This is a genomic window from Pseudomonas sp. PDNC002, assembly GCF_016919445.1.
Taxonomy (GTDB): Bacteria; Pseudomonadota; Gammaproteobacteria; order Pseudomonadales; family Pseudomonadaceae; genus Pseudomonas.
Map to the genome: position 1 here is coordinate 4,862,843 of NZ_CP070356.1, position 13,836 is coordinate 4,876,678.

Here is a 13,836-nt window from a genome sequence, read left to right on the forward strand (position 1 = left end):
GCAGATAGGAACTCTCTGACTACGCGCGAGGAATAGCCCCGTTCGCCGCTCTTTTTTACTTAGCCGCCACGCCGGATTCCGTCACAAGAAGGTCACATCGTTGACATGAACGCCCCGTACGCTGCCGCGCAAACCACGCATTACAGGGAAGACGCTCCATGCCGCACCACTCGCCAGCCCGGGAAAACGAAACCTGGCCCGTCACCATCGCATGGCTGGTCATCGGCTTCGTCTGCTACGCCTTGCCTTGGCAGGCTTTCGCGGCCCTACCAGGATCGCAGGGCAGTGAACCGGTATTGAGAATCCAGGGCTCCAACACCATCGGCGCCCACCTGCTTCCGGAGTTGGTCAAGGGACTGCTCGTCAGCGAAGGATTCGCGAACGTATCGAGCGAACCCGGCAAGGCCGAGAACGAACAGCGCATCCATGGCCGCAGCAGCGACGGACGAGAAGCCATCATCGACCTGGCGGCCCACGGTTCGAGCACCGGCTTCGCAGCACTCAAGGACAACACCGCCCAACTGGCCGCCTCGTCGCGTCCGATCAAGGATGTGGAGGCAACGTCCCTTTCCGCTTCCGGGAACCTGCGCAGCGCCAAGGCCGAGCAAGTCATCGGCATCGATGGGCTGGCCATCATCGTCAATCCAAGCAATCCCCTCGATGAACTGACCACGGACACCCTGGCGAAGATCTTCTCCGGAGAGGTCAAGACCTGGGAAGAGATTGGCGGTCGCGGAGGCGTCATCCACCTGTATGCGCGCGACGAAAACTCCGGCACGTTCGATACCTTCAAGGAACTGGTGCTGGCCAGCCACGGCAAGGCACTGGCCGGAGGCGTGTCTCGCTTCGAATCGAGCGATCAGCTATCCACGCAGATCAGCGCCGATCCGCAAGGTATCGGCTTCGTCGGTCTCTCCTCGATACAGAAGACCAAGGCGCTCGCCATTGCCGACGGCGAATCGCAGGCCATGCACCCTTCGGCCACGCTGATCGCCACCGAGGACTATCCCCTCTCCCGCCGCCTGTTCCTTTACATGAAGCCCGACGAGAGCAATCGCTGGGCGCGAGCCCTGCTGCAGTTCGCCCAGGGCGATCAGGGCCAGGCCCTGGTCAGCGCCAGCGGCTTTGTCGGTCAGCGCGTGCAGGCAGTGAAAATGGCGCCCAGGGCAAGCATGCCGGAGGCCTATCAGGCGCTTGCGCGCAATGCCGAGCGTCTGTCGGTGAACTTCCGCTTCCGCGAAGGCAGCGCAACGCTGGATAACAAGGCGCAACGTGATATCGAGCGACTGCTCGCCTACCTGCAACAGAACAGCAAGATGGACAAGCAGGCAGTGCTGGTCGGCTTTGGCGATCCGAAGCAGGACCCCGCCCGCGCCGAATTGCTCTCCAAGCTGCGAGCGATGGCCGTACGCCGCGAACTGGCCAAGGAAGGCGTGATGTTCCGCGACATCAGCGGCATGGGTGACGCACTGCCGGTGGCTGCCAACAGCGATGATGACGGCCGCGTTAAAAATCGCCGTGTCGAGGTTTGGGTCTATTGAGTCGAAAGGGGCACTCGCAGTGCCCCGCTCGCTCTTGGCGACTCAGTTGCGCCTAGCCGACAGCAGCTTGGCGACATCCGCCGGGAAATACGCGGCGCGCAGCCGGTAGATCGAGCCCAACAAATGTCCCTTGCCGTACCAGATCTGCCCGTTCTGGGTCAGAACCAGACCGTTGTCGGCTGAGAAGTCGTAGCGCGTCCCGACATTGTTGCCGAATACCAGGTGGCGCTTGTCCAGTTGGACCACCTGATAGCTGGCATTGGACGGCGGCATCTGCAGGCGGACGCGCTCGAGGTAGGCCGGCGCCAGGCGCGCGAATAGTTCACGGGTCTTGTCCCGATATTCCTGGACGCTGAGCCCCGGCGTGCGCTGCAGTTGCTCGGCAATCAGCGCGAACACGTCCGCGTTGGCGCGTGCCTGGGCGATGCGCAAGGGCAACACGCGAGCCAGCAGCGCGCCATCGAATTCCGGCTTCTGCTCGCTCACGGCGACGTGCGCGGGCTTATCCTCAGGCTTCTGCGCGTCGGTAACAGCCACCGCGGCCTTCATGAACTCCTGCGGATCGACCGGACGCAGCACTTCCGTCGCCTGGAAGGCGGCACACGACATGATCTGCCCTGCACGATCACCATTGACCAGCAGCGACACCGAATCCGGACTGTTCAACGGCAGGCGAGTGGGTTCGATGTTGAGTTTGCGCAACTGATCGTTCACCTGGTCCTGGGTCGCCTGGCCAGTCGCCAGGGCGCAGATCTGGCCGCTGAGCAACACGTCGCGCTGTCCGTTGAAAGTGGGCGCCATCGTGATGATCGCGTCCTGCATGATCGGCAGCGTCGGCACGCTGACCCAGTTCGTCGGACCGGGCGTCCGGCTCGCCCCCTGATCGCAGCCGGCCAGGGAAGTGCCGATGGCAAGGGAGACAACGAGAGTCTTGAGATTCATTCGGGGCCTTATCACTGGAGGAGAGAGCGTCGCTTTCGGCGGGCGGGCGAGGCCCTTCGGCGAGCGGCTGCAATTCTAGGGAGCCCCCATGAAAGCGCCGGCCCTCGCGCCCTGAGTCTTGGGTGGGAAAATTCCCAATTCATCACCCTTAGCGGCGGAGCGATCAAACCAGTAACGTCTAGACTTTCCCCTGCGAGCGTCTGCGAAGGAACTTGTTACGTTCCCGTGCTTGCCTGCAACGGCCGCTCTGCTATTTTCCCGCCAGTGACGCCGGGCCCCTCTGACGGTTGCCAACCGCCATGTCGGAGTCACTTTTCGACAATGACACTAAGGGAGGGGCCACATGACAGCTCTGCACGCCTTTTTGACCGAACCATTCCTCGGAACCGCCACCTGGTTCTGGCTGGCCTTCCTGGCCATCGTGATTCTTCTGCTCGTACTCGACCTGGGCGTCCTGCAACGCGACCACCACGAAATCGGTGTGCGCGAAAGCCTGATGCTCTCCGCCGGCTACTTCGCCTGCGGCCTGGCCTTCGGTGGCTGGGTCTGGTACGAATTCGGCTCCACCAGCGCGGTGGAGTACTACACCGGTTTCCTCGTCGAACAGTCGCTGTCCATGGACAACGTATTCGTCATGGCGATGATCTTCGGCTTCTTCGGCATCCCCCGCCGTTACCAGCACCAGGTCCTGTTCTGGGGCATCCTCGGCGCCATCGTCATGCGCGCGCTGATGATCGGCCTGGGCGCCGCGCTGGTTAAGGAATTCGAGTGGATCATGTACGTGTTCGGCGCCTTCCTGCTGTTCAGCGGCGTGAAGATGCTGTTCTCCAAACATGACAGCGAGCCGGACCTGGCGAACAACCCGGTGCTGAAGTTCCTGCGCAAGCGCATCCGCATGACCGACACCATTCACGAGCACCACTTCTTCGTGAAGATGCCGGACGCCTCGGGCAAGCTGGTGCGCTACGCCACCCCGCTGTTCCTGGCGTTGATCCTGATCGAGCTGGCCGACCTGGTATTCGCCGTGGACAGCGTGCCGGCGATCTTCGCCATCACCCAGGACCCGTTCATCGTCTACACCTCGAACATCTTCGCCATCCTCGGCCTGCGCGCCCTGTACTTCTCGCTGGCGGCGATGATCCATCGCTTCGTGTACCTGAAGTACGCCCTGGCGCTGGTCCTGGTGTTCATCGGCACGAAAATTTTCCTGCACGGATTCATCGGCAAGGTTCCCGCGGCCCTATCCCTTGGCGTAACCTTCGGCCTTTTGGCGGGTGGCATACTGCTATCCTTGCTCAAGACCCGCCGGACCAGCGAGGAACCGCTGGAAATCGTCAGCCAGGAGAGGATCCATGCAAGCGCTGGAGGTGAGGATCGAAGCCGTTGAGTTTCGCGGCCGGGCCTATTGGCAGGTCCGCCTCGGTCGCCGCGCGCTGCGTTTCCCCCATGAAGCCGCCGCGCGTGCCTTCGCCGCCCAGTTGCATACGCGGCGGCAGTGGTGGCTGGCGCAAGAGGCTTCGAATCTCCCGGAACGGGATCAATGAAGCAGTAATCGGCCGAGCACTGCTCGGCCGATTTTCAATGCGATCCGATATCCTCAGAAATCGTACCTGAGTCCCACCGTTCCCTCATGGGCCCGATAGCTGTCTTCACCCCACTGCTGCCCCAGCTGCCCCCATACATGCAGACCACTGGTGAGCTCGCCCTGGATCCCGACCTTGAGTTCATAGGTACTGCTCGGAGTCTGGGCACCGATGCGAGCAGCATCGAAGTCCAGGCTGTTGCGCACATCAGTGTTCCACCAGTTGGCCTCAATGAATGGTTGAACCGCGTTGCCATTGTGCGTATCGCGACTCAACAGGCGCGCACCCGCCCGAGTGGTGATACCAGATGCATCGGCATCATTCACTCGGGTACCGCTCTGTTCCCTGTGGCTGTCCTGCTGAATATCGCTGTAGATAACCTGCGCCTGCGGCTCCAACATGATCTGGCGATCGCCGAAACCACCCAGCATGAAAGCCCAGCCGCCCTCGATCGACCCTATCCAGCCGTTGCTGTCGTAATGCTCGCCAGCCAGGCCTTTGCCCTTGACAGTGCTGTCGTACCAGCCGTGCTGCAACCATGAGTCCACATAGGGGCCGTCTTTCGCATCACCATTGAGGTACCAGGTGCCATACATTCCCAGCGCGTAGCCGTCGACCGTCCCGCTGGCGCTGCGCCGCGTGCCGTTCTGGGTATATTTGATGTCATTGTTGGCGGCCGTAATGTCTGCATGGCCGATGGAGCCCATTACCCCGACGAGGTAGCGCTGGTCGCTGCCGCTCCCTCCCCATTGCGCGATATCGCTGCCAAAGTGCAGAAGTTGGCTGTTGGTCCGGGTGTCGATGTCGCCGCCTGCAGCGCGCCCCTTCTCCTGGCCACCCACCACGCGAATCCAACCGGCAGGCACGACTTCCCGGTCTTTCTCGGCCTCGGCATTACGCGGCTCGCCAAGGCGATCATGCAGGGTATGCACAAACATCGTGCCAGCCACCGCCAGGTTCGCCGCATAGGCCCCGGTTTCCGGACGCGGCGATTTGCTGCGGGCCGGCTGCGGGGTGGGGGGCAATGTACTGACCGAGCGCAGGTACCAGTTACCGTCCGCAGCTGTCGTCGCGCTGCCATGGTAGAGATCATATTCATAGGCGCCGGCGGCCAGGCGTCCCGACAGCTGGAATACGCCGTTTGCGGACTGACCGGCGTCCAGCACTCGAACCAGTTCAATACCATTGCCGACGGTCTGCGCACCTTCCCCTCCGACATTATTCACGACCAGGCTTGTCGGAGAGGAACCGGCGCTGGTGCCATCAACCACCAGCATGTCGCTCCGGCTATTGGCGCCACCTTCATTGAGTACGGTATCGAGCTTGATCTGCCCGCCGTTGCTGATGAATACCCCGCCACCGGAAACTCCTGCCGCCTGGCTACCGGAAATAACCAGTACATCTCCCACTTGCTGACGGTCACCGCTGAGGTCGAGAGTGCCGCTGTTGCTGAAAACATGTACGCCAAGCAGCTGTGCCTGCACCGGCCCAGCCAAGGACATTGAATTGGCAGCGTAGCCGGTACGGTATTCACCTTCCGGGGTCAGCGCTGCGGCCAAACCTCCATCGCCGAGCAGGGCAATGGTGCCGCTATTGTCGATGCGGTTTTCCCCATGATTGCCGAGATCGCTGATTGCAACCCCCAGCGTGTCACGGACCTGATCACCATCGGTATCGGCAAAATTGCGGAGTTCCCAGAGGCCGGTGTTCTCCATGGTGACGGTCGAACCGAAGCCCTGGACCATGCCGGCCAGCTTCCCCGCGTTCCGAAGGGACGCATTACCAGCCGCTGTATCGTCCATGTAGAAGAGAACGGCCTGATCGCTGAGAGCGGACAAATCGCCGCTATTGCTGACAGTCGGCTCAATACCTGCTGCGACAACACCGGCTCCGAACCTGCTTCCGCCTTGTACTTGCCCGGAATTGGTCACGCTGACCTTGCCAGCGGCGCTCAATGCCACAATGGCGCTTGCGTCCTCACCAGTGCTTGAGATGCCGCCGACGTTCTCCACCACGATCTGGCCGCTACCGATGTCAATAGCGCTCACGCCATCGGCGGCTTCGCCTCGAGCCTCCAGCACGCCATCGTTAGTGATACGTTGGTGGCCATTTATCGTGACTGTATTTATACCCGGAGAAGAAGCATCGAGAGTCTGAATCGTTCCATGATTTTGTATGCCGATCTCACCGCCCATTGTAGATACGGCTTGTATCCCACTGGAGCCATCCGACTCAACACGAATAATTCCGCTGTTTTCTATATTGGTCGCACCTTTGGTGGCATGGGTTTCGATGCCTGCGCTGGAAGCTCCATGCATCAAGATATCCCCATTGTTGGTGATATTAATTTTTTCAATGGCCCTACTGCTAGATAAATCACCTGTTACAACTACCCCAGCACCCTGCGCCCCCACCGAAGTTCCGTCTATCGCCGCAGCGATGATTCCGCTACCGCCCTCATCGCTAGTTACGCGAACATCTCCATCATCAGTTAAGAGTAGCGAACTCCCAGCTATAGCAAGAATACCAGCAGATTGCTCACCATGAGTGGTTATGTCGCCGGAATACTCGACTCGGACATCACCGGAATTGGACATAGCCAATATACCGTGACCATTGGAGTTTTCCGGATTATCTATATGGATATCACCGGACCCCGAAATATTGACAGCGCCACCAGCAACGTTGCTGGCGCGAATCCCTGCAGCCCCACCACCACCTGTAGTTCGGATCAGTCCGTCATTGTGAACGGACAAGCCAGGGGATAGCCCTACATTTCCGCCACTAGAATCATAATTAGCCTGCAGTTCGATTCCGCTAGAGCCACTCCCCTGAGTGAGCAAGTTTCCGGAATTAAGGATGGAAATCCTATGCGAGGTATACGTTGCCGCCAGAATGGCGGGCGCAGCATTACCCTCGGTCGAGATAGAGCCACTGTTGCCGATAACCACATCCCGCTCAGTAGAAGCACCCAACGCAATGTGCTCTCGATAAAAATAACTCAGCGCAAAGATACCAGGCTCGCTCTTATTATAAGTCCGGATCGGCATATCGTTAGAAATATTCAATCCAGAGCTACTCACTAGGGCGATACTGCCCCTCTGGAATTGAGGACCTCCAGATCCAGACCCACTCACTGCGGCAATACTGCCCGCCTGGAGATCACCCCCCCCAAATGCGGTTGAAATCTGATAGCTAGTGCTGCTCGAACTTGCAATCGCAATCGAACCCATTGCGGTGGACATCGAACTATTCTCTGCTTGAGCATCGACCGAAGCCAGAGTTGCTGCTACGAAGCCAGCAATAGAAAATAGACTGCCTTGACTGCTGGAAGTCTTGCCGTACCAGCCTACCAATTCAGAAGCAACCTCCCAGCAACCTCTAGAGGCATTCCAGATAACGTTACACACCTTGTTCATATCGAAGATTACTTATCCTTGTAGGAACTGCACCGTTTGAATTCTGAATCCGAATTCGTTGCGGCCGCCACTCTAGTTAGCGCACACGATGCTCCACACAAGACATTTCCCGATTACTGCCCAAGTATTTTCTCACCCCCCATCTCTTCTCTCCGATCTGACTGGCTGCTCATAAATTCTGAGGGAGAAGTCTATAAAAAATGGAGAAATAACTACTTAAAGGACATTTTCCTAGGAAAATTCACTCAACCAAAAGCAGAAATCGCCTTAGGACGCTGGAGCGCAAAGCGTCAAACAAAAATACAGCCATTCCAGCCCAAAAAACGGCGCTGCGCACCTGAGCAAAACTCCGATACGGTAGGTATTCTTATGAATATAAAAACGGCTCGAACAAGGAGTTCTGTCACTCTTGGCGCGCCGAGGACGACTGGTAGTTATGCTAGGCGCAGGATAGCGATCCAGCCTGATTCCCGGAGTGAGTCAGCTCAATCGCAGCTCCTGCTTCATGAGCTAATTGCCCACCGCGAGCGCGACCCGGACTGGTTAATCAAGACACCTCAACCAGTGCTCACACTCGCCACGTACTGTATCCATCACAAGCAGATTCTCGAGTCTTGCTTGAGCGATTTATCGCGCTGGATACAAAGCAAAGCGCCATTTCTCCAGGTCGAAGAAATGGCGCTTTCTCTAATTGACGAGCATGACGCTTTGTATAGCGCCGCCGGGAGCCTCAGCGCGAGCTGCGCAGCGCATCCTTAGGCACGTATTTGCCGATCTCGTATTTGCCGATGGCCGCACGGTGCACCTCGTCCGGGCCGTCGGCCAGGCGCAGGGTGCGCTGCATGGCGTACCAGTAGGCCAGGGGGAAGTCGTTGGAGACGCCGGCGCCGCCGTGCATCTGGATGGCGCGGTCGATCACCTGCAGGGCGACGTTGGGCGCGACGACCTTGATCTGGGCAATCTCGCTCTGGGCAAACTTGTTGCCGGCCTTGTCCATCATGTACGCGGCATTGAGGGTCAGCAGGCGAGCCTGGTTGATCTCGATTCGCGAGTTGGCGATGTGATCGATGTTGCCACCCAGGCGTGCCAGCGGCTTGCCGAAGGCGGTGCGGCTGACGGAGCGCTTGCACATCAGTTCCAGCGCGCGCTCGGCCATGCCGATGGAGCGCATGCAGTGGTGGATGCGGCCTGGGCCGAGGCGCCCCTGGGCGATCTCGAAGCCGCGGCCTTCGCCGAGCAGCACGTTCTCGTAGGGCACGCGGACATTCTCGAACAGCACTTCGGCGTGGCCGTGCGGTGCATCGTCGTAGCCGAATACCGGCAGCGGACGGAGGATTTTCACGCCGGGGGCGTCGGTGGGTACCAGGATCATCGAGTGCTGCTGGTGGCGCGGCGCATCCGGGTTGGTCAGGCCCATGAAGATCATGATCTTGCAGCGCGGGTCGCAGGCGCCGGAGGTCCACCACTTGCGGCCGTTGATGACCCACTCGTCACCGTCACGGACCGCGTTGGCTTCCATGTTGGTCGCATCGGAAGACGCCACGCCCGGCTCGGTCATGGCGAAGGCGGAGCGGATTTCGCCACGCAGCAGCGGCTCCAGCCAGGTGCGCTTGTGCTCTTCGGAGCCGTAGCGAACCAGCACTTCCATGTTGCCGGTGTCCGGTGCGGCGCAGTTGAAGGGCTCGGAGCCGATCAGCGAGCGGCCCATGATCTCGGCCAGCGGTGCGTATTCCATGTTGGTCAGGCCGGCGCCCAGTTCGGACTCGGGCAGGAACAGGTTCCACAGGCCTTCGGCTTTCGCCTTGGCCTTGAGGTCTTCCATGATTTGCGTCGGCTGCCAGCGGTCACCCTGGGCCACTTGCTCCTCGAACACCTTCTCGGCGGGATAGACGTTGGCTTCCATGAACGCGGTGAGGCGCTCACGCAGGTCCTGAACCTTGGCGGAATAAGCGAAATCCATGGGGGCTAACCTTCTGGCGGCGGTTGTATGTGTGGTGATGATGCTAGAACAGCCAAGGGCATTTACCCAGCCTATTATCCGAATCAATGAACATTCATAACCCGTATGGACCTGAGCGCTCGTTCGGGTATGATCGGCCGCAGAACAACTACAAGCGGAGCCCTGGAATGAACCTCAGCAAGGTCGATCTGAACCTGTTCATCGTCTTCGATGCGATCTACACCGAAGCCAACCTGACCCGCGCCGGACAGATAGTCGGCATTACCCAGCCCGCCGTTTCCAACGCCCTCGCCCGCCTGCGTGAAACCTTTAACGACCCGCTGTTCGTGCGTACCGCGCAGGGCATGGTGCCCACGCCCATGGCGCAGAACATCATCGGGCCGGTGCGCAACGCGCTGCAGCTGCTGCGGGTTTCGGTGCAGGAGAGCCGCACCTTCACCCCGACCCAGGCGAACAAGACCTACCGCATCAGCATGACCGACCTCACCGAGGCCATCGTGTTGCCGCCGCTGTTCCAGCGCCTGCGCCGCCAGGCGCCGAACGTGCACATCGAGAGCTTCCTCTCCAAGCGCCGCGAAACCACCAAGGAACTGGCCGCCGGCCGCCTGGACTTCGCCGTCGACGCGCCGCTCAACACCGACCCGCAAGTGCGCCACGTCAAGCTGATGGAGGACCGCTACGTCTGTGCCATGCGCCAGGGCCACCCGCTAGCCAAGGACAAGGTGACGCTGGAGGAATACCTGTCGGTGGCGCACATCCAGATTTCCAGCCGCCGCAGCGGCCTGGGCTATGTCGACCTGTCGCTGGGCAAGATGGGCCTGCAGCGCAAGATCGCCCTGCGTTCGCAGCACTACCTGATGGCGTCGACCGTGGTGCAGCAGACTGACATGGTGGTCACCGTGCCCGAGCGCTTCGCCCGCCACCACGGCCTGCATTTCGTCGACCTGCCGGTGAATGACGTGCCCAAGCTGGAAACCCACCTGTACTGGCACGAAAGCACCGACCAGGACCCAGCCAACCGCTGGATGCGCGAGCAGATCATCGAATTGTGCCAGCAGGTGACGGCGCGCGAAGCGCGGGAAGCGGCGGAGCGCGCCTGACACCACGCTTTTTGTAGGAGCGGATCTTATCCGCGAAATCCCGGCGAAGCCGGGGCATCCGTTGAGGTGAATGCCGGCCTGCCGGCCGGGTCGCGGATAAGATCCGCTCCTACAAAAGCAATAAGCCCTGCCGAAGTGCCTGTCCAACGAACAGGCCGGGGAACCCTTTACAGACTCCGCGCGATCACCAGCCGCTGCACGTCGCTGGTGCCTTCGTAAATCTGGCACACGCGCACGTCGCGGTAGATGCGCTCCACCGGGTAGTCCTGCAGATAACCGTAACCGCCGAGGGTCTGGATCGCTGCGGAGCACACGCGCTCGGCCATTTCCGAGGCGAACAGCTTGGCCATGGAGGCCTCGGTCAGGCACGGCAGGCCGGCTTCGCGCAGGCTGGCCGCGTGGTGGACCATCTGTCGCGCCACGGCGATCTCGGTGGCCATGTCGCTCAAGCGGAAAGCCACGGCCTGGTGCTGGATGATCGGCTTGCCGAAGGTCTCGCGCTCGTGGGCGTAGTCACGGGCGTATTCGAACGCGGCGCGGGCCATGCCGACGGCTTGCGAAGCGATGCCGATGCGCCCGCCTTCCAGGTTCGCCAAGGCGATGGCATAGCCCTGCCCCTCCTCGCCCAGCCGGTAGCTGGCGGGGATGCGCACATCATCGAAGGCGATCTGGCAGGTATCAGAAGCGTGCTGGCCGAGCTTGTCCTCAACGCGTACCACGCGGTAACCGGGCGTGTCAGTCGGCACGATGAAGGCGCTGATGCCCTTCTTGCCCGCCGCCGCATCGGTCACTGCGAAGACGATCACCACGCCGGCATGGCTGCCGGAGGTAATGAACTGCTTGCTGCCGTTCAGCACGTAATGATCGCCATCACGGCGCGCGCGAGTCTTGAGGAAGCTGGCGTCGGAACCGGCCTGCGGCTCGGTCAGGGCAAAGGCGCCGATCATTTCGCCACGGGCCAGGGGCACGAGGAACTGGCGCTTCTGCTCGTCGTTGCCGAACTTGGCGATGGGCATGCAGCCCACCGAGTTGTGCACGCTCATGATGGTCGAGCAGGCGCCGTCGCCGGCGGCGATCTCTTCCAGCGCCATGGCGTAGGCCAGGTGGCCGGTCTGCGCACCGCCCCACTCCTCCGCCACCAGCATGCCGAGGAAGCCGAGGTCGGCCATTTCCTTGATCGCTTCCGCGGGGAAACGGTGCTCACGGTCCCAGTCGGCGGCGAAGGGCTTCAGCCGCTCCTGGGCGAACTGGCGGGCAACGTCGCGGATCTGGATGTCTTCTTCACTGGGAATCATGGTTGGCTCCTTAGGCCAGGCACTCGACCGCGATAGCCGTGGCTTCGCCGCCGCCGATGCATACCGAGGCCACGCCGCGCTTGAGGTCGTACTGCTTGAGCGCCGACAGCAGGGTCACAATCACCCGCGCGCCGGATGCGCCAATCGGGTGGCCGAGGGCGCAGGCGCCGCCGTGGACGTTGAGCTTTTCGTGGGGGATGTCCAGATCACGCATGGCGGCCATGGCGACCACGGCAAAGGCCTCGTTGACCTCGAACAGGTCGACATCGCCGATGGTCCAGCCGGTGCGCTGCATCAGGCGGTTCAGCGCGCCGACCGGGGCAGTCGGGAACAGGTTCGGTGCATCGGCGAAGGACGAGTGGCCACGGATCGCGGCCAGCGGCGTCAGGCCACGTTTCTCGGCTTCGGACAGGCGCATCAGCACCAGCGCGGCGGCGCCGTCGGAGATGGAGCTGGCGTTGGCCGCCGTCACGGTACCGCCGTCGCGGAACGCCGGTTTCAGGGTGGGAATCTTGTCCGGACGCGCCTTGGGCGGCTGTTCGTCCTGGCTGATTTCGCGTGTTTCCTTACCGGCCTTGACGGTCAGCGCAACGATTTCCTCGGCGAAGCGGCCTTCGCTCATGGCCTTCTGCGCGCGGGTCAGCGAGGTGATGGCGTAGTCGTCCTGCTGCTGGCGGGTGAAGCCGTATTTCTCGGCGCAGTCCTCGGCGAAGGTGCCCATCAGGCGGCCCTTGTCGTAGGCATCTTCGAGGCCGTCGAGGAACATGTGGTCAAGCACCTTGCCGTGGCCCATGCGGTAGCCACTGCGGGCGCGCTCCAGCAGGTACGGGGCGTTGGACATGCTCTCCATGCCGCCGGCCAATGCTACGCGGGCGCTGCCGGCGAGGATGGCGTCATGGGCCATCATCGCGGCCTTCATGCCCGAGCCGCACATCTTGTTCACCGTGGAGCACGGCGTGCCACGCGCGAGGCCCGCGCCCAGCACTGCCTGGCGCGCCGGTGCCTGGCCCTGCCCGGCGGAGAGCACGCAGCCGAGCACCGCTTCGTCCACGTCTTCGGCGCCCAGACGGGCGCGTTCGACTGCGGCGCGGATGGCGGCGGCGCCAAGGGTGGCGGCGGTGACATCCTTGAATTCGCCGAGGAAGCCGCCCATGGGAGTACGGGTGGCACTGACGATGACGATGGGATCGTTCATGGCAATTCTCCTGCTTACTTCGCGGCCATGCGGATGGCGCCGTCGAGGCGGATCACTTCGCCGTTGAGCATTGTGTTCTCGATGATGTGGCGGGCCAGCGCGGCGTACTCGTCGGGACGACCGAGGCGCGGCGGGAACGGGACACTGGCGCCGAGGGAGTCGCGCACTTCCTGGGGCATGGCGGCCATCATCGGCGTCTCGAAGATGCCGGGGGCGATGGTCATCACGCGGATGCCCGAGCGCGCCAGTTCACGGGCGATCGGTAGAGTCATGCCGACCACGGCGCTCTTGGACGCAGAGTACGCGGCCTGGCCGATCTGCCCGTCGAAGGCAGCCACCGAGGCAGTGTTGATGATGATGCCGCGCTCGCCGCCGGCGTCAGGCTGGTTCTGCGCCATGGCGTCAGCGGCCAGGCGCAGCATGTTGAAGGTGCCGATCAGGTTGATGTTGATGGTGCGGGCAAAGCTGTCCAGACCATGCACGCCATTGCGGCCGAGGACCTTTTCCGCCGGGGCCACGCCCGCGCAGTTGGCCAGCCCATGCAGCGCGCCGAAGGCGTCCAGGGCGAGTTGCACGGCGGCCTTGCCGTCCGCCTCGCTGCACACGTCGGTGCGGATGAAGCGCGCATTGGCTTCGCCCAGTTCGGCAGCCTGGGCCGCGCCGGCTTCGGCGTTGATGTCGGCCAGCACTACCTTGGCGCCTGCGGACACCAGCAGTTTCGCCGTGGCGGCGCCGAGGCCGGAGCCGCCGCCGGTGATCAGGAATACCTTGTTCTGGATCTGCATGAAGTCTCTCCGCTGT

10 protein-coding genes are annotated in these 13,836 nt (G+C 61.8%); 4 read left to right on the plus strand and 6 right to left on the minus strand.

All coding sequences use genetic code 11. The features are described 5' to 3' along the window. Positions 1-158: 158 nt before the first annotated feature. Positions 159-1,541, plus strand: coding sequence for a phosphate ABC transporter substrate-binding/OmpA family protein (locus JVX91_RS21900; protein WP_205336229.1), 1,383 nt, complete (start codon positions 159-161; stop codon positions 1,539-1,541). Positions 1,542-1,583: 42 nt separating this feature from the next. Here the strand turns inward: JVX91_RS21900 and JVX91_RS21905 are convergent, their stop codons facing one another. Further along, entirely contained in the window at positions 1,584-2,483 is a 900-nt protein-coding gene (locus tag JVX91_RS21905; protein ID WP_205336230.1) for a hypothetical protein, read from the minus strand. 343 nt (positions 2,484-2,826) lie between these two features. Between JVX91_RS21905 and JVX91_RS21910 the strand changes: the two genes are divergently transcribed. Then, positions 2,827-3,870: a TerC family protein gene (locus tag JVX91_RS21910; RefSeq protein WP_205336231.1), complete on the plus strand. Its 1,044-nt coding sequence runs from the start codon at positions 2,827-2,829 to the stop codon at positions 3,868-3,870. Next, on the plus strand, positions 3,836-4,027 hold the full coding sequence (locus tag JVX91_RS21915) for a hypothetical protein (RefSeq protein WP_205336232.1): 192 nt from the start codon (positions 3,836-3,838) through the stop codon (positions 4,025-4,027). The genes JVX91_RS21910 and JVX91_RS21915 overlap by 35 nt, the downstream gene beginning before the upstream one ends. 53 nt (positions 4,028-4,080) lie before the next feature. Here the strand turns inward: JVX91_RS21915 and JVX91_RS21920 are convergent, their stop codons facing one another. Further along, positions 4,081-7,134, minus strand: a complete 3,054-nt coding sequence (locus tag JVX91_RS21920) for an autotransporter outer membrane beta-barrel domain-containing protein (protein WP_205340133.1) — start codon at positions 7,132-7,134, stop codon at positions 4,081-4,083. Positions 7,135-8,215: 1,081 nt separating this feature from the next. After that, positions 8,216-9,445 carry an acyl-CoA dehydrogenase gene (locus JVX91_RS21930; RefSeq protein WP_138525770.1) on the minus strand — a complete coding sequence of 410 codons (1,230 nt, stop codon included), beginning with the start codon at positions 9,443-9,445 and terminating at the stop codon, positions 8,216-8,218. 167 nt (positions 9,446-9,612) lie between these two features. On the opposite strand from JVX91_RS21930, the gene JVX91_RS21935 reads away from it, so the two are divergent. Then, a complete protein-coding gene (locus JVX91_RS21935) occupies positions 9,613-10,545 on the plus strand; it encodes a LysR family transcriptional regulator (protein WP_205336233.1) in 933 nt (310 codons plus the stop codon). Between the two features lie 167 nt (positions 10,546-10,712). Here the strand turns inward: JVX91_RS21935 and JVX91_RS21940 are convergent, their stop codons facing one another. The 3 genes from JVX91_RS21940 to JVX91_RS21950 are packed head-to-tail and all read right to left on the minus strand — an operon-like array spanning position 10,713 to position 13,820. Next, positions 10,713-11,840: an acyl-CoA dehydrogenase family protein gene (locus JVX91_RS21940; protein ID WP_205336234.1), complete on the minus strand. Its 1,128-nt coding sequence runs from the start codon at positions 11,838-11,840 to the stop codon at positions 10,713-10,715. Between the two features lie 10 nt (positions 11,841-11,850). Next, positions 11,851-13,041, minus strand: coding sequence for an acetyl-CoA C-acyltransferase (locus JVX91_RS21945; protein WP_205340073.1), 1,191 nt, complete (start codon positions 13,039-13,041; stop codon positions 11,851-11,853). A gap of 8 nt (positions 13,042-13,049) precedes the next feature. Beyond that, positions 13,050-13,820, minus strand: coding sequence for a 3-hydroxyacyl-CoA dehydrogenase (locus JVX91_RS21950; RefSeq protein WP_205336235.1), 771 nt, complete (start codon positions 13,818-13,820; stop codon positions 13,050-13,052). Positions 13,821-13,836: the final 16 nt, after the last annotated feature.

What these genes read in the sequence shown, in the direction of transcription:
- JVX91_RS21950 (WP_205336235.1), bottom strand. Translation starts at nt 13,820, where the DNA reads ATGCAGATCCAGAACAAGGTATTCCTGATCACCGGCGGCGGCTCCGGC.
- JVX91_RS21930 (WP_138525770.1), bottom strand. Translation starts at nt 9,445, where the DNA reads ATGGATTTCGCTTATTCCGCCAAGGTTCAGGACCTGCGTGAGCGCCTC.
- JVX91_RS21905 (WP_205336230.1), bottom strand. Translation starts at nt 2,483, where the DNA reads ATGAATCTCAAGACTCTCGTTGTCTCCCTTGCCATCGGCACTTCCCTG.
- JVX91_RS21910 (WP_205336231.1), top strand. Translation starts at nt 2,827, where the DNA reads ATGACAGCTCTGCACGCCTTTTTGACCGAACCATTCCTCGGAACCGCC.
- JVX91_RS21900 (WP_205336229.1), top strand. Translation starts at nt 159, where the DNA reads ATGCCGCACCACTCGCCAGCCCGGGAAAACGAAACCTGGCCCGTCACC.
- JVX91_RS21915 (WP_205336232.1), top strand. Translation starts at nt 3,836, where the DNA reads ATGCAAGCGCTGGAGGTGAGGATCGAAGCCGTTGAGTTTCGCGGCCGG.
- JVX91_RS21940 (WP_205336234.1), bottom strand. Translation starts at nt 11,840, where the DNA reads ATGATTCCCAGTGAAGAAGACATCCAGATCCGCGACGTTGCCCGCCAG.
- JVX91_RS21935 (WP_205336233.1), top strand. Translation starts at nt 9,613, where the DNA reads ATGAACCTCAGCAAGGTCGATCTGAACCTGTTCATCGTCTTCGATGCG.